Origin of the sequence: Paraburkholderia sp., assembly GCF_035656215.1 — a bacterium.
Lineage (GTDB): Bacteria > Pseudomonadota > Gammaproteobacteria > Burkholderiales > Burkholderiaceae > Paraburkholderia.
Genome location: NZ_DASRSY010000337.1, coordinates 17,299 through 38,448, shown reverse-complemented (window position 1 = coordinate 38,448; position 21,150 = coordinate 17,299). Strand labels below are relative to the sequence as shown.

Below are 21,150 nucleotides of genomic sequence, written 5' to 3'. Positions count from 1 at the left end.
TACCCGATTTGCCGACCATCTTTTGATAAACCCGGCAGAATGACGTCGATTGATTCCTGAAGCGAGCGATTGAGATGGATACCCTCGTCAGCATGAAAGTGTTCCGTCACGTGGTCGAAGTCGGCAGTTTTGTCGGCGCGGCTGAACGGATGGAGATGTCGGCAGCCATGGCGAGCAAGCACGTGATGCACCTCGAGCAGCAGCTCGGCGCGCGTTTGCTGAACCGCACCACGCGGCGTGTTGCGCCGACCGAGGCGGGCCGCGAATACTACGAACGCCTGAGCCAGGTGCTCACCGAACTCGAAGAAGCTGAGCAGGTGGTCGGCGCGGCGAGCGTTGTGCCGCAAGGGCGCTTGCGGGTGTCGTCGCTGTCGGCATTCGGCTTGAGCCACGTGATGGCCGCAGTGGCCGACTACGCCGCGCAGTATCCGCAGGTCACCGTCGACATGACCCTGTCGGATCGCGTGGTCGAACTGATCGACGAAGGTTTCGACGTCGCGATCCGGGCTTCGCCGAGCGGACTGAAGTCGTCTTCACTGATCGCGCGGCAGATTGCGACCGCCCATCTGGTGCTGTGCGCGTCGCCGGCCTATCTGCGCCGGCATGGCACGCCGAAGACCGTTGCCGATCTGGCGCGCCACAACTATTTGCAGTACGCGGGTGTGTCCGCGCTCGAAATCGCGTCCGCGTCCGCGACCGGCGATGCCGCGCCGCGTGTGCGTCTGTCCGGCAATCTGATCGTCAACCACCTGGAGGCACAGCGTGTGATCGTGCTGCAAGGCGCGGGCATCGCGATGCTCGGCACCGAGGTGATCGGCGACGATCTGGCCGCTGGGCGCCTTGTGCCGTTGCTGGTGGACGACGTGCCGCCGCGCGAGTTACCAATCCATGTGGTCTACGCGAGCCGTCGGCATCTGTCGGCCAAGGTGCGCTCGTTTGTCGACTTCCTTGCTGAGCGGTTTGCGAACGAATCGCTCTGGCCTTCGCTCGAGCAGATCAAGGCGCTGGCGGTGCGATAGGCGGGCTGAGAAGCGCAGCCGTGCAGCGGGCAGGCGGCAAGCGGTGCGGCCGGTTCGGTCACCCAGCGCGGTAAGTGGCGCGGTCGCCCGGTCATCCAGCGTAGCAAGCGGTGCGCTCCGGGACACTGACGCGCCGAGTTGCACAGCCAGGCCAGTCGAGGCGCTCCCACCCGTTTAGCTATACTGGTTGCCAGCACCCATACGCGTAACGATCTGGGGGAGACATGACCGATCTTTCCACGCCGCAGCGCGCTGGCGGCCACACGCTGTCGGCGGGCCGGCGCCTGCGCTTTGTCACCGCCGCTGCCTTGTTCGATGGCCACGACGCGTCGATCAATATCATGCGGCGCATTCTGCAAGCGAGCGGCGTAGAGGTGATCCACCTCGGCCACAACCGCTCGGTTGATGAAGTCGCCACCGCCGCATTGCAAGAAGACGCCGATGGCGTCGCCGTGTCGAGCTACCAGGGCGGCCACAACGAATACTTCCGTTATCTCGTCGATCTGCTGCGTGCGCGTGGCGGTGAGCGCATCAAGGTGTTCGGCGGCGGTGGCGGCGTGATCGTCCCCGAAGAAATTGCCGAACTCGAACGTTACGGTGTCGAGAAGATCTACTCGCCGCATGACGGTCAGCGACTCGGCCTGCAAGGCATGATCGACGACATGATTGCGCGCTGCGCTGAAGTTGCGCGTGCTGCTGCCGCCGTACGGGAAAGTACGGTCGGCGATTGGGTAGCCGATTTGTCGGCGAATGGGTTGTCGCGTTTTGAGCCGCGCGCAGAGTCGCACGTCGAGCCAGGTGCCGGCGATCACGTCAACGCGCCCGATCTTTCCGGTAAGGCACGGCAAGCGGCCGAGACCCTCCACGCCAATCAGACCGCCGACACCGCCGACACCGCCGACACAGCCGACACAGCCGACACAGCCGACACAGCCGGCACAGCCGACACCGCCGACACAGCCAGTACCACCGAACAGCCCGACCCCGCCACCTTCACTTTCCGCCGCCTTGCGCAACTGATCAGCGCGTACGAAGCGGGCCGCGTCAAATCGGCAGAGCAGGAAATACTATCCGTTCTCGCTGAAGCGATCGAGGTCCCCGTCCTGGGCATCACTGGCACCGGGGGCGCCGGCAAATCCTCGCTCACCGACGAACTGATCCGCCGCTTTCGTCTCGACTATGGCGACGCGCTCACCATCGCCGTGCTGGCTATCGACCCGTCGCGCCGCAAATCCGGCGGCGCGCTGCTCGGCGACCGCATCCGCATGAACGCAATCGGCAATTGGGGCGGCGGCGCGCGCGTCTACATGCGCTCGATGGCGACACGCGACGCATCGAGTGAAATCACCGATTCGTTGTCCGACGTGCTCACGCTGTGCAAGGCCGCGGGCTTCGATCTGATCATTGTCGAGACGTCCGGGATCGGGCAGGGCGACGCGGCGATCGTGCCGTTCGTCGACGAATCGCTGTATGTGATGACGCCCGAATTCGGCGCCGCGAGCCAGTTGGAAAAGATCGACATGCTCGACTTTGCCAGCTTCGTCGCGATCAACAAGTTCGACCGTAAAGGCGCGCCGGACGCGTTGCGCGACGTGGCGAAGCAGGTGCAGCGCAATCGCGGCGACTTCACGAAGGCGCCTGATGCGATGCCGGTGTTCGGCACGATCGCCTCGCGCTTTAACGACGACGGCGTGACCTCGCTTTATCAGCACGTTGCCGAGGCGCTGCGCACGCACGGTCTGCGTTCAGGCGGGGGCCGCCTGCCGATGCTCGACGACCTGCGCTTTTCGAGCGGCCGCAACGCAATCGTGCCGCCCGCGCGTGTGCGATATCTGGCGGATGTTGCACAGACCGTTCACGCGTACCGCGAGCGCGCCGACGCGCAAGCACGCGTGGCACGTGAGCGCTGGCAACTCACCGAAACGCGGCGGATGCTCGACGAAGCGAACGCGAACGCGAACGCAGGCGCAGGCGCAGGCACGAGTTCAGACGCAGGTGCGAGCGCAGGCGCAAACGCGGGCGGCGCCGGAGGCGCAGATGCGGTTGCAAAAGCAGCAGGCCGAGATGCTCCCACTGCAGTTGCAAAAGCAGCAACCCGAAATACCGCAAGCGCATCTGCAGCAACCGAAACAGAACCAGCGAAACACGCACCAACCCAACTCGACACACTCATCGCCCAACGCACCGCCGCCCTCGGCGAGCGCGAACGCAAGCTGCTCGAAGCCTGGCCGCAAACCGTGGCCGCCTATTCCGGCGACGAACACATCGTCCGCATTCGCGATCGCGAAATCCGCACCGCGCTCACCGTTACGACACTATCCGGTTCCGAGGTCCGCAAAGTCGCGCTGCCGAAATTCGTCGACCACGGCGAAATCCTGCGCTGGCTGATGCTCGACAATCTTCCCGGCTACTTTCCGTTCACTGCCGGCGTGTTCCCATTCCGCCGCGAAAACGAAGACCCGACACGGATGTTCGCGGGCGAAGGCGATCCGTTCCGCACCAATCGCCGCTTCAAATTGCTCTCCGAAGGCATGCCGGCCAAACGTCTTTCGACGGCGTTCGACTCGGTCACCCTCTACGGCGAAGAGCCGCACGAGCGGCCGGACATCTACGGCAAGGTGGGCAACTCGGGCGTCTCCGTCGCAACGCTCGACGACATGAAAACGCTCTACGACGGCTTCGATCTGTGCGCGCCTGAGACGTCGGTATCGATGACGATCAACGGCCCGGCGCCGACGATTCTCGCGATGTTCTTCAACGTCGCGATCGATCAGCAGATCGCGCGCATGGCGCAGCAGCAAGACCGTCCGCTCACGGAGGACGAACTCGCCGCCGCCCGCCGCATCGCGCTTGAAAACGTGCGCGGCACGGTACAAGCCGACATCCTGAAGGAAGACCAAGGCCAGAACACGTGCATCTTTTCGACCGAGTTCAGCCTGAAAGTCATGGGCGATATTCAGGCGTACTTTGTCGATCACGGCGTGCGCAATTTCTATTCGGTGTCGATCTCCGGCTATCACATCGCCGAGGCCGGCGCGAATCCGATCTCGCAACTGGCCTACACGCTCGCGAACGGCTTCACGTATGTCGAGGCGTATCTCGCGCGCGGCATGTCAATCGATGATTTCGCGCCGAATCTGTCGTTCTTCTTTTCGAACGGCATGGACCCGGAGTACACGGTGCTCGGCCGTGTCGCGCGACGCATCTGGGCGATTGCCATGCGCGAACGCTACGGCGCGAACGAGCGCAGCCAGAAACTCAAGTATCACGTGCAGACCTCGGGCCGCAGCCTGCATGCGCAGGAGATCGACTTCAACGATATCCGCACCACGCTGCAGGCGCTGATCGCGATCTACGACAACTGCAATTCGCTGCACACCAATGCATTCGACGAAGCGATCACCACGCCCACCGAAGATTCAGTGCGCCGTGCGGTGGCGATCCAGTTAATCATCAACCGCGAATGGGGCTTGGCGAAGAATCAGAATCCGAATCAGGGCAGCTTCGTGATCGAGGAGCTGACCGATCTGGTGGAAGAAGCGGTGCTGGCGGAATTCGATCGACTCACCGAGCGCGGCGGCGTGCTCGGCGCGATGGAAACCGGCTATCAGCGCGGGCGGATTCAGGATGAGTCGATGCTGTACGAGCATCGCAAGCATGATGGCTCGTATCCGATCGTCGGCGTAAACACGTTTTTGAGCACGCATCCGCATGAAGCGCCGCAGCCGATCGCGCTGGCCCGCTCCACCGACGAAGAAAAGCAGAGCCAGTTGAAGCGTCTGCGCGATTTTCAGACGCAGCACTGTGGCGACGCGCCCGCGGCGCTCGAACGCCTGAAGCGCGCCGTAATCGACGATGACAACGTGTTCGCGGTGCTGATGGACGTCGTACGTGTCTGCTCGCTTGGGCAAATCACGCACGCGTTGTTTGAAGTGGGCGGACAGTACCGCCGCAATATGTGACTGCGCTTACCGCGCGATGCCGAGGCGCGCTTTCGCGTCGTTATATTCCTTCGACAGGCGCTCGACCAGTTCGCCGACACTCGGCACATCATCCATCAAGCCGACGCCCTGGCCTGCGCCCCAGATGTCTTTCCACGCCTTCGCCTTGTCGCTGCCGAAGTTCATCGCGGTCTTGTCCGATTCCGGCAGCGCGTCCGGGTCCAGCCCCGCGTTCAGAATACTTTCGCGGATGTAGTTGCCGTGCACGCCGGTGAACAGGTTCGTGTAGATGATGTCTGACGCCGTGGAATTGACGATCGCCTGCTTGTAGCTGTCGACCGCGTGCGCTTCTTTGGTCGCGATGAAACGCGTGCCCATGTAGGCGAGGTCCGCGCCCATTGCCTGCGCGGCGAGAATCGAGCCGCCGTTGGCGATCGAACCGGACAGCACGATCGGGCCGTCGAACATGCGCCGCACTTCGCCGACCAGCGCGAACGGCGAGGTCGTACCTGCATGGCCGCCCGCACCCGACGCCACCAGGATCAGCCCATCGACGCCCGCTTCCAGGGCCTTCTGCGCATGCCGGAGGTTAATCACGTCGTGCAGCACGATGCCGCCGTAGCTATGCACCGCGTCGACGATCTCGCGTGCCGGTGCGCGCAGGCTGGTGATGAAAATCGGTATCTTGTGCTCGACGCACACCCGCACGTCGTGCTCGAGCCGCGTATTCGACTGATGGACGATCTGGTTGACGGCGATCGGTCCGATGATCGCGTCGGGGTTGGCCGCCTTGTGCTCGGCGAGCTGTGCCTGAATCTGCGTGAGCCATTCGTCGAGCAGTTCGGCCGGGCGAGCATTCAGCGCAGGGAACGAGCCGACGATGCCAGCCTTACATTGAGCCAACACGAGTTCGGGATAGCTGACGATGAACATCGGCGAAGCGACGACGGGCAGTGCGAGTTTTTGCAGGACGGCGGGCAATGCCATGGTGCGAGTCTCCTGATAAGCGGACCGGTGCGGTGTAGTACGCCCGGCGATTGTGAGTTTAGCGGCACATGGCCTGGGGTGCGTCGAGGCTGACCGGCATCATGCCGCCGCCGCGATTTCATCACCACGCATTTTCCACGGTCGCCCAAAAATTTAAGAACGATCGTTCGATTATAGGCGAACCTGCCGCGTCATGTCCGTTTAGAACAGTTGGAAGGAGTGTTCAGGTTCTACGCTTGCGTGGGCTATCCCACCCCGCGCCGACACATTGCGCTCCTACAATGCTTTGACTCCTAAACGACAAGAGACCCGCTATGGCCTTCGAGGATTTCACGCCCTTTCGTGTCGCCGTGGGCGACGTCGATATTTTCGGAGTGAAGGGCGGGGCAGGGCCGCCCCTTCTGTTGCTGCACGGCCACCCGCAGTCGCATCTGATCTGGCAGCGTTGCGCGGCGCAACTGGCCGAACACTTCACCGTCATTGCGACCGACTTGCGCGGTTACGGCGCCTCGGGCAAACCGCCGAGCGACGCCGACCACACGCCGTATTCCAAACGCGCGATGGCGGCCGATCAGGTCGCCGTGATGCGCCACTTCGGTTTCGAACGTTTCCTGGTGTGCGCACATGATCGCGGCGCCCGGGTCGCCCACCGGATGGCGCTGGATCATGCCGAGGCCGTCGAACGTTTGATGCTGCTCGACATTGCGCCGACGCTCGCGATGTACGAAGCCACTGATCGCGCCTTCGCCACGTATTACTTCCACTGGTTCTTCCTGATCCAGCCCGAACCGCTGCCGGAGACGCTGATCGGCGCAAACCCGGCCGCGTATGTCGATGCGGTGATGGGTAGCCGTCACGCGGGTCTGGCGCCGTTCATGCCCGAAGCGCTCAACGCCTATCGCAGCGCGCTGGCGCAACCCGGTGCCGTGCATGCGATGTGCGAGGACTACCGGGCGTCGGCGAGCATCGACCTCGAACACGACCGTGCCGACATCGAGCGCGGCCACAAGATCGGCTGTCCGCTGCGTGTGCTGTGGGGCGATAAGGGTGTGATCGAGAAGTGCTTCGACGCGCTGGCGGAATGGCGTCACGTCGCGCGGGACGTGAGCGGGCGATCATTGCCGTGCGGGCATTACATTCCGGAAGAGGCATCGGACGAACTGGTCGCGGAAATGCTGTCGTTCTTCGAAGCGGTCGAACAGTAAGAGTAAGCGGCTGGGGTCGTACACAATGTGCGGCCGCCGGCTCGCCCATGCGTGACGCGGCTGGTGTTTCGTTCACCGCTCGATGCGGCCACCGTTTCTCGCAGGCGCGGGGTGCCTCTGACGCGCGCCTCGCTCAGCCTAACGGCGGCAAGCGGCGCGCGACCGGCGTCGACTTGACGATTGCGGTGCTGGTTTCCGCGCGCTCGGTGACCCTCGACAGAATTTCGTCGAGCTGCTCGATCGAATGCAAATATAGGCGGCAGATGAAGCAGTCGTCGCCCGTCACCTTGTCGCATTCGACAAACTCCGGGATCCGCCTGATCACGTCCTCCACCAGATGCAACTGCCCGGGCAAGGGCTTCACGCGCACGATTGCCTGCAACGTAAAGCCGAGCGCGCGCGGATCGATCTGCACGGTGAAGCGCTCGATCACGCCTTGCGCTTCGAGCCTTCGGACGCGTTCCGCCGTACTTGGTGCCGAAAGGCCAACCAGACGGGCCAGTTCGCTGACCGGCTGGCGGGCGTCCACCGCCAGGGCGGCGAGCAGCGCGCGGTCGGTTTCATCGAGTGTCGCGGGTGTGGCGGGAGCAAGGCGTTTGGTCATGATGGCCTTCGATTATTAGGTTCCCTCGCAGGAAGTTTTAAGTTTAGCCATGTATTCGGGCGATTGGATTAATTACACTGCTTCTCATGCAGGAATCAATTCGAGGATCGAATCATGGCGTCAAATGAAATTCGCCGCGGCGCGGCGGAAATGACCATGGCCATGCTGATGTCCGGCACCATCGGCTGGCTGGTGGTGTCGTCGCAGCAGAGCCCGTTCAACGTGGTGTTCTTTCGCTGCATCTTCGGCGGGGCGACGCTGGCGCTCGTGTGCGCCGTGCTCGGCCTGTTCAGGCGCAAGCTCTTTTCGTGGAAGATGCTCGGCCTCGCGCTGATCGGCGGCGCGGCTATCGTCATCAACTGGGTGTTGCTGTTCGCGGCCTATTCGCGCGCTTCGATTTCGATGGCAACCGCCGTTTACAACACGCAGCCGTTCATGCTGGTCGCGCTCGGTGCGCTGGTGTTTCGCGAGCGCATCAGCGCGTCGACGGTCGCCTGGCTGGTGGTCGCGTTTATTGGCCTCGTGTTCGTGGTGAAGGTCGAGCCGGCGGTGTTGGCGGTGCCGGGACAGTATCTGGTCGGCGTCGCCTATGCCGTGGGCGCGGCGGCCATGTATGCGGTCTCGTCGATCATCACAAAGCGCCTCAAGGGCACGCCACCACATCTGATTGCACTGATTCAGGTGTCGCTCGGCGTCGTGATGCTGACGCCGTTCGTGCACTTCGATGCGTTGCCGACTAGCGGCGTACAGTGGCTCGAACTGATCGTGCTCGGAGTCGTCAACACCGGGCTCATGTACGTGCTGCTCTACGGTGCGATCCAGAAGCTGCCGACCTCGATGACCGGCGCGTTGTCGTTCATCTATCCGGTGGTGGCGATCATCGTCGATCGGGTCGCGTTCGGGCAGAAGCTCGCGTGGATTCAGGTGCTCGGTGCAGTGCTGATCCTGGTCGCGGCCGCCGGCGTGAATCTCGGCTGGCGGATCGTGCCTCAGAAACGCCTGTCTTCGACCTGATGTAAGGGTTGCGGTGCCGATGGAGTGGCCGGTAATACTATGGATTCCGGAGCAACAGCAGCGCTGCTTTGTTCATATAAACGGACCAATGACGCCGAACTCGCGCCACTACGGGGCTTCGTAGCGTGGTCTGTATGCTGGTTTGCAAGGCGGCGTCAAGCTTCTGTAGGGAAATTACTGATGCGGTCAAAAAACCGGCACGCGTATGATTCACTTCGACGCTGATCACGTCCGACAGAATTTCCGCCGCTCGCCTTGGTAGTCGAGCGGCTTTCTTTTTGTGGCGACGTTTATGGTGTTTTCGCGTGCCGTACGCCGCTTATCGCCAGCCCCGTGCGCGTCATGCCGGGCGCGCGACAATGCGCTCGCCATCGATTTCCAATGGCCCGTTTCTGGCCGCCAGCTCCTCGACAATTGTGTGCACCAACGTGGGCCATTCGCCACGCGGCTTGAGCATTGCCGCGGCGGCGCGCATCACGGTGGCATCGTCGACCATCTGCAGCAGGGTGTCGAAGCGCATCGCGCGGACTTCGAGCAGCTTGAACACGATCAACACCTTCAACGCATTCTTCGCATTACGCGCCGGATCGGCGCGCAGCCATGCGACGCGCGAAAACGCCCGTTCAAGCGCCTGCTCGACGTTCGTGAAGGGCGCGCCATGGCCGGGAATCACGAGCCGCACGTCGAGCTTCGCAATGGCTTCGAGCACCGCCTGCTCCTCGGCGAAACCGCTTTCGCCTTCCAGTTCGGGAAAAATCACACCAAAGCCGTTTTCCCACAGCGCGTCCGCGCTGATCAGAATGCGCTCGTCCGGGCAATACAGCATCAACGAATGTGGATCGTGGCCTGGTGCGCCGAGCACTTGCCAATCGAGCGCGCCGAGCCGCAGTTGCGCGCCGGGCGCGATCGTTTCGGTGAAGTTAAAGCGCTCGCAATGCTGACCAGTGGCGCGAAACGTCAGGCGGGCTTCGTCCCAATCGCGCACCGCGTCGGCTTCGGAGGCGGGAATTGCGGTACGGCATGGCCACGTCGACTGCAATAGCGCGTTGCCGCCGCAGTGATCCGAATGCAGATGCGTGTTGACGATCAGATCGAGCGGTCGCGCGCCGAGCGCCTGCCTGAGCAGCGCGAGGGTTTGCGGCGCGTGCGTCGCGTAACCGGTATCGACGAGTGCCGCACACGTGTCGTCGACCAGCAGCACGTTGTTCGACGACAGCCAGCCGCGTTCGAAGACCCGGATCGATTCCGGTAGCGTGATCATAGTGTGCTTTTGCCCATGCGTGTGTCCGCGTTTGAATGTGCCGACGCGTCCGGTTTCGGCATCACCAGGATCGTCGACGTGCCGATCAACATGGTGTCGCCGCGCTGATTCACCACGGTTCCCTCGAGATGCGTCAGATCGCCGTTCAGACTCGGCTTCCAGTAAGCGTCGCGCACGCGCCAGGTGATCGTCAGCGTATCGTTTGCGTGGACGGCTTTCTTCAGCTTGATATCGAACTCGAGTCCGAGCGGTTGCGCGTAGGTCGAAAAATGCGTCGCCAGCAGCGCCATGAAATACGCGGTGGGTTGCGTGCCGGACGCGATCAAACCGCCGAAGCGGCTTTGCGCGGCGTATGCATCGTCGTGATGCAACGGGTTGAAGTCGTTGACGAGCGTGGCGAACGATTTCACCGATTCGGCCGATAGTTCCAGCGTTGAACTGAACGTTTCGCCGATCGTCACGATACGCGGCGCTGCGTTCATCGTTGCGCCTTTGCCTGTTTCGCCATGAACTCCGCGTGGCGCTCCTCGATCGCGTCCCAGATGGCGCGCTTCGCGTCGTCGTCGAACGAAGACCAGCCGGCGATTTCGTCGATCGTGCGCAAGCAGCCTTCGCACCAACCGGTCGAAGCGTCCATCTTGCACACGCTGATGCAGGGCGATGGCACGGCAGCCTCGTCGTCTTCGTTATCGATGCCCGCTATCATGGCTTCACACCGTCTCGCGCAACGCCACGTCGATCACCGGTGCACCCGTCAACGCGATCAATTCCTGTGCTGTCAAATTGAACACCGCATGCGGATGACCCGCGGCGGCCCACAGACTGTCGAGTTCCAGCAGATCGGCATCGATCAGCGTGACCGGTTCCGTGGCGTGGCCGATCGGGCATACACCGCCGATCGCATAACCGGTTTTCTCGCGGACGAACTTCGCGTCTGCACGGCCGATCTCGCCGACTTGCGCCGCGACCTTTTTTTCGTCGACGCGATTCGCGCCGCTCGCGATCACCAGTACCGGTGCGTCGTCTTTGCGGCGGCGAAACAGGATCGACTTGGCGATCTGCGCGACCGAGCAGCCGAGACCGGTTGCGGCTTCCGCGGAGGTCTTGCCGGTTTCCGGCAGCATCACGATCCGCCCAGCGTGGCCGCGTTCACGCAACAACAGTGCGACGCGGCGTGCGGAGTCGGGCAACGCGGCGAGATCGTCGGAATCGAGGGAAGCGTGATCCGTCATTGTTCTATGTCCTGAATGGATTGCAAGGGTCAGACGCAGTTGGCCTGTTCGCTGCGTGCTTTGGCAAGCAGCGCCTTGCCGGCGCGCGAGACGTTGGGCCGGCCGATCGACGTCGAAATGAAATCGCCGATCGCGACAACTTGCGCGAGGTCGATGCCGGTTTCGATGCCGAGGCCGTTCATCAGATACAGCACGTCTTCGGTCGCGACGTTGCCGGTCGCGCCCTTCGCATACGGGCAGCCGCCGAGCCCTGCCACTGAAGCGTGATAGATCTCGATGCCTTCCTGCAACGCGGCGTAGATGTTCGCGAGCGCCTGACCGTAGGTGTCGTGGAAGTGACCCGACAGACGTTCACGCGAGAATACCTTGGTGACCGCTTCGAACACTTCGCGCGAGCGTTTCGGCGTGCCGACACCGATCGTATCCGCGATATCGATCTCGTCGCAGCCGAGGGCCGCGAAACGTTCGACCACGTCGACCACCGACGCCACCGGCACTTCGCCTTGATACGGACACCCGAGCGCACACGACACGCTGCCGCGAATCCGCAGGCCGTGTTCCTTGGCCGCCTGAGCGACGGGCGCGAATCGATCGATGCTTTCCGCGATGCTGCAATTGATGTTCTTCTGCGAGAACGCTTCACTGGCGGCGCCGAAGATCACGATCTCGTCCGCGCGCGCGGCGAGCGCGCCTTCGAAACCGCGCAGGTTCGGCGTCAGCACCGAGTAGATCGTGCCGGCACGGCGCTCGATGCCGGCCATGACGTCGGCGCCGTCGGCCATTTGCGGCACCCATTTCGGCGACACGAACGACGCTGCTTCGACGTTGCGAACACCCGCTGCGGACAAGCGGTTGATCAACTCGATCTTGATCGCGGTGGCGACGAATTCTTTCTCGTTCTGCAGGCCGTCACGCGGACCGACTTCGACGATTTTGACGCGTTGGGGCAAGGCCATGATGTGTCTCCTGTGTCGACCGGAGTTTGCGCTTTAGCGCATTACTCCGGTCCCATGCAATGAGCCCGCGCGTGGCGGCGCTCCTTCAGTTCGATTCAGTAGTGTTCAAAACCCGTGCTCGATATCCGAGTTCAGTCTCCACGCTCAGTATCCACGCTCAATATCGACCACGCCGGTAACCGTTTCGCCGCGCATCAGCGCTGCCATTTTTCGTGCAACCTGCGCGACGCTGTCTTCGCGCAACGTGAGCGCGGAGATGTGCGGCGTAATCGTGATGCGCGGCTCCTGCCAGAACGGATGATCGGCCGGCAACGGTTCTTCGCGAAACACGTCCAGCGTCGCGGCGGCGAGTTGGCCGCTTGCGAGCGCTTCGAGCAGATCCTGTTCGACCAGGTGGCCGCCGCGTGCGACGTTGATCAGATACGCCCCCTTCACGAGCTTCGAAAAGGTGCGTTTGTTCAGCACGTCGCCCGTATCCGGCGTATGCGGCAGCAGATTCACCAGCACTTTCACGCCGTCGAGAAACGCATCGAACTGCGCAACGCCTGCGAACGTCGTAATGCCGTCGACTTGCCGCGCACCGCGGCTATACCCGCGCACCGGCATGCCGAACGCCGCGACCGCTTGTGCGACATGCGCACCGAGCACACCCAGCCCGAGCACGCCGACGGTGAAGGTCTCGCGCGGATGCGGATCGAGCACTTCCCAGCGGTGCTCGCTTTGCAGCGTTTGATATTCGTCGAAACGGCGCAGGTAGCGCAGCACCGCATGCGTCACATACTCGGCCATTTGCGGCGCCATGCCGGTGTCTTCGAGCCTGATCAACTGGGCGTTGCGCGGCAGCGTGCCGGGTTGTTCGTGTTCGAGCGCGAGGATTGCATCGACGCCCGCGCCGAGATTGAAGATCGCGCGCAGATCGTCGCGGCCGGCCAGCATCTCACGTGGCGGGCGCCATACGACCGCGAAGTCGGCCGGTTCGGTGTCGCCCGTCTGCCATTCGCGCAGATCGGCTTCCGGCAGCGCACGGGCGAAGTCGTGAAGCCACGCGGCGGCGTCGGCATGCGGCATGTAGAAGAGGATTTTCATACGGTCCGGAAGGCGCGTGCGTTGTCGAGTCTGGTGGCGGGAAAGGCCCGAAAGTACGGCTGCAGCGCCCGCGGCGCTTCAGACGACGCTTGCGGCATGGGCCTCCTCCTTTTATGGATAGGCTTCATTCTACTTTTTCGAGGCGAATCGCGTGCGTTTGCGCACGAGCGTGCGGTTTTGGCGGCAACACCGGCTTGGCTACGTACCTCGGCTTGGCGCGGCGGCTGCACATTCACCCCATAACCAAAGCACAAAAACTTGGTTCACCCCTGCCGCGCCTGGCGGGACAATCATTTTCCGGATTCCGGCAGCGAGGGACAGACATGCTTTCATGCACCAAATCGACATGGCCGCCGCGGCTCGTCACCGTTCCCGGTCTGCACGGCAGCGAGGGCGCGCACTGGCAAACATGGCTCGAGAGGCAATTCGCGCGCTCGCTGCGCGTCGAACAGGCCGATTGGGACGCTCCGGACGTCGCTGTCTGGGCGAAGTCGCTGCGCGATCTGATCGCGCGCGAGCGTGGGCCGTTCGTGCTGGCCGCCCACAGCTTCGGCTGCCTTGCGACTGCGCATGCGTTGCAGCAGGCCTCTTATGCGAACGACGTGGTCGGTGTGCTGTTCGTCGCGCCTGCGAGCCCGGAGAAATTCGCCTTTGCCGGACCGTTCGACGCACGGCGCCTTGGCGTGCCGTCGATTCTGATCGGCAGCGAAACCGACCCGTGGATGCCGCTCGCCGGGTCGCGCGATCTCGCACAGCGTTTCGGCAGCGCATTCGTCAATCTTGGCGACGCGGGACACATCAACACCGCGGCGGGATTCGGTCCGTGGCCGCGTGCCAAGTATTTCGTCGATACGCTGGTGCATTGCGCGGCGCCGCTGCGCTTTCGCGAGGAGGCGTTCGAGGTCGCGCAGCACGCGTTCGTTTGAGTGAGTTTGAGTGGGTTTGAGTGCTTCCGTCCGGCGTTTCGGTGTCGATTGCCGGACAGGTGATTGCGTCATCAGATGCATAACTGAGCGCCCAGTCGAGCGCGAGTGAACAAGTAAGCGATCCGTTAGAATCCCGCTTCACGCTGCACGATTGTGCGGCCACAGATTTTTATCATCGATAGGCGGGGACAGGATGGCAGGCAAGACGGGGACATCACGCTGGTTCGCAGCCGGCATGACGGCAATGACGCTCGCGCTCAGCGGGATCTCGACCGCGCACGCGGACACGTCGCTGCTCAACGTGTCGTACGACGTGACGCGCGAGTTGTACAAGGACATCAACGCCGGCTTCATCGCGGCATATAAGCAGAAGAGCGGCGAGACGGTCTCGATTCGCCAGTCGCATGGCGCGTCGAGCGCGCAGGCGCTGTCGGTATTGCAAGGACTGCAGGCTGACGTCGTGACGATGAACCAGCCGAACGACATCGACCTGCTCGCCGAAAAGGGCCAACTGGTACCCGCCAACTGGCGCGCGCGTTTGCCGGACGACAGCGCCCCGTACACCACGACGATGGTGTTCCTCGTGCGCAAGGGCAATCCGAAGCACATCAAGGACTGGGACGATCTCGCCAAACCTGGCGTGCAAGTGGTGATCGCGAATCCGAAGACCTCGGGTAACGGCCGCTACGCGTATCTGGCGGCGTGGGGCTATCGCAAGCAACACGGCGGCACCGATGCCCAGGCGCTCGACTTCGAAAAGGCGATCTTCAAAAACGTGCCGGTGCTCGACACGGGCGGCCGCGGCGCGACGACCACGTTTACACAACGCGGCATCGGCGACGTGCTGGTGACGTTCGAGAACGAAGTGTCGTTGATCGACACGGGTGTGGGCGCGGGCAATTTCGAAGCGGTGTATCCGTCGGTGAGCCTGCTGGCTGCACCACCGGTATCGATCGTCGACAAGGTGGTCGACAAGCGCGGCACGCGCAAGGAAGCGCAGGCGTACCTCGACTATTTGTGGTCGCCGGCCGCGCAGGAAATCATTGCGGAGCATCATCTGCGGCCGCGCGACAAGAACGTGCTCGCGAAGCATGCGGCGGAGTTCAAGTCGATCAAGACCTTCACCGTTGAAGAGATGTTCGGCAACTGGCAGAAAGCGCAGCAAACGCATTTCTCCGATGGTGGGACGTTCGATCAGATCATCGTGGACAAGAAGTAAATCTCTGCGTCAGACGTAAGAAGGCCGCCTCGTTTCTGAACTGCATCCCGAATCGTCGGACAGATGCCCAACTTACTTTGGGATGCAGTTCAGAAACGAGGCGGCCTTTTTTATGCGTGTATTTGATCACACACGCCTCGTACGCGCAGTGCTTTAGTTCGGCGCAGCGTGCGCGTTTTGATCATGTGCGCAGCTATGCTCGCAGCCGCTTTGATCCAGCGGCATCTGCTGCGCCGCTTCCGCGCGAATACCAAGGCGCTCGAGCAGTTTGCGGTCCGCTTCGGCTTGCGGGTTGCTGGTGGTCAGCAACTGGTCGCCGTAGAAAATCGAGTTCGCGCCAGCCAGGAAACACGAGGCCTGCAACGCTTCGTCCATCTGCTCGCGGCCAGCCGACAGACGCACCATTGCGCGCGGCATCGTGACGCGGGCAACCGCGATCGTTCGGACGAATTCGAACGGATCGATTGCTTCGGTGCCGGTCAGCGGCGTACCTTCCACTTGCACCAGGTTGTTGATGGGCACCGATTCCGGATACGGCTCCATGTTCGCCAGTTGCGCGATCAGGCCGGCGCGCTCACGGCGCGATTCGCCCAAACCGACAATACCGCCGCAGCATACGTTGATGCCCGCATCGCGCACGCGCTCCAGCGTGTCGAGACGGTCCTGATACGTGCGCGTTGAAATGATCTGGCCGTAGAACTCCGGCGACGTATCGAGGTTGTGGTTGTAGTAGTCGAGACCCGCATCGCGCAGACCTTGCGCCTGATGCGTCTCGAGCATGCCGAGCGTCACGCAGGTTTCGAGGCCCATCGCCTTTACACCGCGGATCATGTCCTTGATCGGCTCGAGGTGGCGGTCCTTCGGATTGCGCCACGCCGCGCCCATGCAGAAGCGCGTCGCGCCGTTTTCCTTGGCGACCTTTGCAGCGGCCAGGACTTCATCGACCGGCATCAGCTTGTCGGCTTGCAGGCCCGTGTCGTGATGCACCGACTGCGGACAGTACGCGCAATCTTCTTCGCAACCGCCCGTCTTGATCGACAGCAGCGTTGACAGTTGCACGGTGTTGGCGTCGAAATGCTCGCGGTGGATTTGCTGCGCGCGGAACATCAGGTCGTTGAACGGCAGTTCGTACAACGCGACGATGTCGGCGACGCGCCACTTGGCCACCGGCTTGGCGCCTGCTGCGGCATTGTTGTTGGCGGCGGCTGGCGTCGGAGCGATGTTCAGTTGCGTCATGTCGTCAATCCTCGTGGACGGATGTAATGGGTTTTCAGCGCTGCGCGTGACGCAGCGTCTGCAGGAGTCGGTTGATGTCGAGTTGATCCGCCGCGAGTTCGGGCGAAATCGGGCTCAAATGCGGCACGATGCCGAGCAGGGGCGCGTCGTGTTCACGCGCAAGATGCTCGCGAATCGAGGCAATGTTTTCGTCGGGGAACGTCATGTCGGGATCGACGCGATTCGCCACCCAGCCGGCAAGCGTGAGGCCGCGCGCAGTGATCGCTTCAGCGGTGAGCAGCGCATGGCTGATGCAGCCGAGGCGCATGCCGACCACCAGTACGACCGGCAGTTTCAGCGCGACGGCGAGATCGGCGGTGTCTTGCGTCACGGTCAGCGGCACGCGAAAACCGCCGACGCCTTCGACTACGACGATCTCGGCTTGCTTCAAAGCTTGCGCATGACAATCGACGATGTGGTCGAGATCGAACGTAACGTTTTCCAGCGCGGCGGCGATGTGCGGCGCGGCGGGTTCCTTCAACAGATAGGGCGTGCGAATCGCTGGCGGCAGCAGGACGCTCGACGCCGCGTCGAGCTGATCCGCGTCTTCGTTATGCAAGACGCCGTCGACTTCGAATGCGCCCGCGGCAATCGGCTTCATCGCGGCGGCTTGCAGGCCTTCGCGAACGAAGCCGCGCAGAAGCGCTGCGGACACGAACGTCTTGCCGATTTCCGTATCGGTGCCGGTGACGAATAACGACAGCGCGCTTTGACTCGAACCAATCATGCCGCCTTCGCCCCGAGTTGTTGCAAGCCCGCTTCGAGCCGGTCCAGATCCGCTTGCGAATGCGCGGCGGAAAGCGAAATGCGCAGCCGCGACGTACCCGCGGGCACGGTCGGCGGACGGATCGCCGGCACCCAGAGACCCGCGCGATCGAGCGTGGCCGCGATGTCGAGCGTGGCATCGTTCGCCCCGATGATCAGTGGTTGCACGGCGGTGTGCGAATCGACCGGCAGCCACGGCGTGGCTTTTAGCATGGCGCGCGTGCGTCTGATCAATTGCTGGAGATGGGCGCGCCGCGCGTCACCTTCTTCGCCACCGATAATGCGCAGACTCGCCGACACGGCATGCGCTGCAGCGGGAACCGAAGCGGTCGTGAAGATGTACGGACGCGCGCGTTGCACGAGCCATTCGATCACGGTCTCATGAGCGGTGACAAAAGCGCCCGAAACACCTGCGGCCTTGCCAAGCGTGCCGATCGAGATCAGATTCGGCGAGCGCAACGCGGCCTCGGCGATTGCGCCGCGGCCTTGCGGACCGAGTACGCCGAAACCGTGCGCATCGTCGACGATCAACCACGCGCCGTGCTGTTCCGCGAGTTCGAGCAAACGCGCTAGGGGCGCGATATCGCCGTCCATGCTGAACACGGTATCGGAGACGATGACTTTGACGTCGGCGTCCGACGCCTCGAGCATCGCGCTCAACGCTTCCATATCGCAATGCGGATAGATCTGCACGTCGGCGCGAGACAGGCGCGCGCCGTCGATCAGCGACGCGTGATTCAGCGCATCGGAGAAGAGCGTCGTGCCCCGGCCCGCGAGCGCGGTGAGCGTCGCGAGATTTGCCATGTAGCCGGTGCTGAAATAGAGCGCGCGTGGCGTATCCACGAATCCACCGACGAATTCGGCCAGATCGTCTTCCAGTTGTGCATGCGCGCGCGAGTGGCCGCCGAGCAGATGCGAGCCGCCACTGCCCGCGCCGTAGCGTTGCGCGCCTTCTGCGATAGCAGTGATCAATAGCGGATGCGCGGCGAGCCCGAGATAGTCGTTACTGGCGAAGCCGATGATTGCGCGGCCGTCGACCGTCATGTGCGCGGCGCACGGCGTGTCGGCGGTGCGGCGCCGACGGCGCAGGCCGCGTTCATCGATTTCCTTGAGGCCTTGTGTGAGCGTGTCGAGCAATTGCATTAGCGGGTCTCCGCGAGCGTCGCTTCGAAGGTCTCGCGTGTGCGCGAGGCGAGCAGCGCGATTTCTTCGTCGTCGAGGATGTAGGGGGGCATCAGATACACCGTGGTCGAAATCGGGCGCAGCAGCAGTTCGCGCTGCAACGCGTTTTCGAAGAAGCGGCGCGAGAATGTTTTGGCTTGCTGAGCGTCGTCGATCACTGCATCGAACGCGAAGATCGTGCCGCACTGACGCAGATTGCGCACCTGCTTGTGTTCGGCGAGCGGTGCGAGCGCGGCCTTCAACTTCGCGGACTTCTGCACGTTGACGGCGAGTACGTTGTCGCTCGCGAACAGATCGAGCGTGGCGAGCGCCGCGCGGCATGCGAGCGGATTGCCCGTGTACGAATGCGAGTGCAGGAAGCCGCGCGCGGTATCGTCGTGATAGAAGGCCTGGAAAATTTCATCGCGCGACAGCACGATCGAAAGCGGCAGATAGCCGCCGCTGATGCCTTTCGACAGACATAAGAAGTCCGGCCAGATACCGGCTTGTTCGCATGCAAAGAAGGTTCCCGTGCGTCCGCAACCGACGGCGATTTCATCGGCGATCAGATGCACGCCGTACTGATCGCAGAGCGCGCGCAAGCCGGCGATATACGACGCGTCGTGCATCGCCATGCCGGCCGCGCATTGCACGAGCGGCTCGACGATCAGCGCGGAGATTTTCGTGGCGCGTGCTTCGAACAACGAGCGAACCTGATCGAGCGCGCGGCGTGCGACGTCGGCTGCGCTTTCGCCGGCTTGCGTCAGGCGCGCATCGGGCGAAGCGACGACGTGTGCGTTGCGGATCAACGGATCGTAGGCGTCTTTGAAGAGTGCGACATCGGTGACGCCGAGTGCGCCAATGGTTTCGCCGTGATAGCCGTTGGCGATGCAGACGAATTCCTGCTTGTCCGCGAAGCCGCGATTGCGCCACGAGTGGAAGCTCATCTTCAGCGCGATTTCGACCGCCGATGCGCCATCGGACGCGAAGAACGCGTGACCGAGTGTGTTGTTGGTGAGCGCGCTGAGGCGCTCCGCGAGTTCGATGGCCGGTTCATGCGTGCAGCCGGCGAGCATCGCGTGTTCTAGCGTGTCGAGCTGATCTTTCAGTGCCGCGTTGATGCGCGGGTTGGCGTGACCGAACAGGTTGACCCACCAGGAGCTGATCGCGTCCAGATAACGGTTGTTTGCGCGGTCGTAAAGCCACGCGCCCTGGCCTCGTGCAACCGGGATTAGCGGCAGGCGCTCGTGATGCTTCATCTGGGTGCAGGGGTGCCAGACGGCACGCAGGCTGCGGGTGATCCAGTCTTCAGGGGATGCTGAGTTTTCCAAAAGGTACTCCAGGGTGCTTTTTTGCCTGCTGCCCGGCTGGCTTTTTTCGGGCCTTCATTCGCGCTGCGCTTTTTTTCTTTGCGCTGCGCGCGGCCTTGGGAAGGCGTGCGGGGTCGAGATTAGCGGTTTATTTCGCGCTGTGCACCAGGGGCTGGGGTTTGGTTTTTGCCTGCGGCGCTGGGGTTTGGCGCTGTTCGATGCAGGTCGTTTCAGTTTTGTTCTGAAGCTCGCTGATCGGCGGAGTTGACGACGGCAAAGTAGTTGGACCTTGTGGGCGGGAATTTGGGGTTTAGGGCGGGGTTGCTTGTTTTTTTGCCTGCGCGGCGCTTTTTTGTCTGTATGCCTGTGGCGTTGGCCTTTCGTTGGTCTGGCTTTTTGGCCTTTCCTTGATTTCTTCGTGGTCTATTAGCGTCGCCCCTGTGCGGGGCGGGCACCTACTTCTCTTTGCCGCCGCAAAGAGAAGTAGGCAAGAGAAAGCGGCTCAAACCGCTAACTCTTAAGCGGGCCCCCCGCACAGCCACGGTAGTGGTGCATCTGGAATCCGTGCCCTCGCACATTCCGCGTGAACGACAAGGGGCTCATCAGCTCCCACTCCGCACTGCGTGCGTCGCGGATGGGCATGCACGGGAAACCAGAGGCTTCGTTTGGGCGTAGTAGGAGCCGTCGGCTTCGCCTCGGCGGCGGCGGCGTTGCTGGGGAAACCAGGGGATTCGTTTGAGCGTGTGGGGGCCATCGGTTCCGCCTCGGCGACGGCGCCGTTGCTGGGGAAACTAGAGGTTTCGTTTGGGCGTGGTAGGAGCCGTCGGCTTCGCCTCCGCGACGACGGCGTTGCGTGGGGAACCAAGGGCTTCGTTTAAGCGCAGTGGGGACCATTGGCTTTGCTTTGGCGGGGCGCCGAATGGAGCGCGAGGGCGAAAACGCGGCGATCGGTTCTTTGAAGTACGCGTCGGCGCGCGCAGCGCCGCCGGAAGTATGACGGCCTCGTCACTCACGTCGAATGTGCGAGAACACAGATTCCAGATGCACCACTACCGCGACTGTGCGGGGGCCCGCTTAAGAATTAGCGGTTTGAGCCGCTTTCTCTTGCCTACTTCTCTTTGCGGCGGCAAAGAGAAGTAGGTGCCCGCCCCGCACAGGGGCGACGCTAATAGACCACTAAGAAAACAAG

At 62.7% G+C, this 21,150-nt stretch carries 18 protein-coding genes; 6 read left to right on the top strand and 12 right to left on the bottom strand.

Annotated features, from left to right (window positions below; genetic code table 11):
- The first annotated feature begins 74 nt into the window (after nt 1–74).
- A complete protein-coding gene (locus VFE81_RS19730) occupies nt 75–1,019 on the top strand; it encodes a LysR family transcriptional regulator (protein ID WP_325046206.1) in 945 nt (314 codons plus the stop codon).
- 224 nt (nt 1,020–1,243) lie between these two features.
- Nucleotides 1,244–4,981 carry a methylmalonyl-CoA mutase family protein gene (locus tag VFE81_RS19725; RefSeq protein ID WP_325046205.1) on the top strand — a complete coding sequence of 1,246 codons (3,738 nt, stop codon included), beginning with the start codon at nt 1,244–1,246 and terminating at the stop codon, nt 4,979–4,981.
- 6 nt (nt 4,982–4,987) lie between these two features.
- Here VFE81_RS19725 and VFE81_RS19720 read toward each other — a convergent pair whose 3' ends face one another.
- Nucleotides 4,988–5,947, bottom strand: coding sequence for a nitronate monooxygenase family protein (locus tag VFE81_RS19720; protein ID WP_325046204.1), 960 nt, complete (start codon nt 5,945–5,947; stop codon nt 4,988–4,990).
- 314 nt (nt 5,948–6,261) lie between these two features.
- On the opposite strand from VFE81_RS19720, the gene VFE81_RS19715 reads away from it, so the two are divergent.
- Complete coding sequence (locus VFE81_RS19715; RefSeq protein ID WP_325046203.1) at nt 6,262–7,152, top strand: alpha/beta hydrolase; 891 nt, start codon at nt 6,262–6,264, stop codon at nt 7,150–7,152.
- A 133-nt stretch (nt 7,153–7,285) separates the two neighbouring features.
- Here VFE81_RS19715 and VFE81_RS19710 read toward each other — a convergent pair whose 3' ends face one another.
- A complete protein-coding gene (locus VFE81_RS19710; protein ID WP_325046202.1) occupies nt 7,286–7,756 on the bottom strand; it encodes an Lrp/AsnC family transcriptional regulator in 471 nt (156 codons plus the stop codon).
- A gap of 114 nt (nt 7,757–7,870) precedes the next feature.
- Between VFE81_RS19710 and VFE81_RS19705 the strand changes: the two genes are divergently transcribed.
- A complete protein-coding gene (locus tag VFE81_RS19705) occupies nt 7,871–8,770 on the top strand; it encodes a DMT family transporter (protein WP_325046201.1) in 900 nt (299 codons plus the stop codon).
- A gap of 340 nt (nt 8,771–9,110) precedes the next feature.
- On the opposite strand, the gene VFE81_RS19700 is transcribed toward VFE81_RS19705, so the two are convergent.
- The 6 genes from VFE81_RS19700 to VFE81_RS19675 all read right to left on the bottom strand — a co-directional run bounded on the left by VFE81_RS19700 (nt 9,111) and on the right by VFE81_RS19675 (nt 13,305).
- Complete coding sequence (locus tag VFE81_RS19700; RefSeq protein WP_325046200.1) at nt 9,111–10,031, bottom strand: MBL fold metallo-hydrolase; 921 nt, start codon at nt 10,029–10,031, stop codon at nt 9,111–9,113.
- The gene (locus VFE81_RS19695) at nt 10,028–10,513 is read right to left on the bottom strand and encodes a MaoC family dehydratase (protein WP_325046199.1); all 486 of its coding nucleotides are present in this window, start codon (nt 10,511–10,513) and stop codon (nt 10,028–10,030) included. Before VFE81_RS19695 ends, VFE81_RS19700 begins: the two co-directional genes overlap by 4 nt.
- Nucleotides 10,510–10,737, bottom strand: coding sequence for a DUF1289 domain-containing protein (locus tag VFE81_RS19690; RefSeq protein WP_325046198.1), 228 nt, complete (start codon nt 10,735–10,737; stop codon nt 10,510–10,512). Before VFE81_RS19690 ends, VFE81_RS19695 begins: the two co-directional genes overlap by 4 nt.
- 4 nt (nt 10,738–10,741) lie before the next feature.
- Nucleotides 10,742–11,263 (bottom strand): YbaK/EbsC family protein, encoded by a 522-nt coding sequence (locus VFE81_RS19685; protein ID WP_325046197.1) that lies wholly within the window; start codon nt 11,261–11,263, stop codon nt 10,742–10,744.
- A gap of 29 nt (nt 11,264–11,292) precedes the next feature.
- Nucleotides 11,293–12,219, bottom strand: coding sequence for a hydroxymethylglutaryl-CoA lyase (locus VFE81_RS19680; protein ID WP_325046196.1), 927 nt, complete (start codon nt 12,217–12,219; stop codon nt 11,293–11,295).
- Between the two features lie 144 nt (nt 12,220–12,363).
- Nucleotides 12,364–13,305, bottom strand: coding sequence for a glyoxylate/hydroxypyruvate reductase A (locus VFE81_RS19675; protein ID WP_325046195.1), 942 nt, complete (start codon nt 13,303–13,305; stop codon nt 12,364–12,366).
- 323 nt (nt 13,306–13,628) lie between these two features.
- Here VFE81_RS19675 and VFE81_RS19670 point away from each other — a divergent pair, with 323 nt between their 5' ends.
- Entirely contained in the window at nt 13,629–14,231 is a 603-nt protein-coding gene (locus tag VFE81_RS19670) for an alpha/beta hydrolase (RefSeq protein ID WP_325046194.1), read from the top strand.
- 193 nt (nt 14,232–14,424) lie between these two features.
- Entirely contained in the window at nt 14,425–15,450 is a 1,026-nt protein-coding gene (locus tag VFE81_RS19665) for a sulfate ABC transporter substrate-binding protein (RefSeq protein ID WP_325046193.1), read from the top strand.
- Between the two features lie 153 nt (nt 15,451–15,603).
- Here the strand turns inward: VFE81_RS19665 and bioB are convergent, their stop codons facing one another.
- Genes bioB through bioA form a run of 4 tightly spaced genes read right to left on the bottom strand, consistent with a single transcriptional unit; the run spans nt 15,604 to nt 19,982 of the window.
- Nucleotides 15,604–16,686: a biotin synthase BioB gene (gene bioB / locus VFE81_RS19660; RefSeq protein ID WP_325046192.1), complete on the bottom strand. Its 1,083-nt coding sequence runs from the start codon at nt 16,684–16,686 to the stop codon at nt 15,604–15,606.
- Between the two features lie 34 nt (nt 16,687–16,720).
- On the bottom strand, nt 16,721–17,452 hold the full coding sequence (gene bioD / locus VFE81_RS19655) for a dethiobiotin synthase (protein WP_325046191.1): 732 nt from the start codon (nt 17,450–17,452) through the stop codon (nt 16,721–16,723).
- Nucleotides 17,449–18,633 (bottom strand): 8-amino-7-oxononanoate synthase, encoded by a 1,185-nt coding sequence (gene bioF, locus VFE81_RS19650; RefSeq protein ID WP_325046190.1) that lies wholly within the window; start codon nt 18,631–18,633, stop codon nt 17,449–17,451. Before bioF ends, bioD begins: the two co-directional genes overlap by 4 nt.
- Nucleotides 18,633–19,982, bottom strand: coding sequence for an adenosylmethionine--8-amino-7-oxononanoate transaminase (bioA, locus tag VFE81_RS19645; RefSeq protein WP_325046189.1), 1,350 nt, complete (start codon nt 19,980–19,982; stop codon nt 18,633–18,635). Before bioA ends, bioF begins: the two co-directional genes overlap by 1 nt.
- Between the last annotated feature and the right edge of the window lie 1,168 nt (nt 19,983–21,150).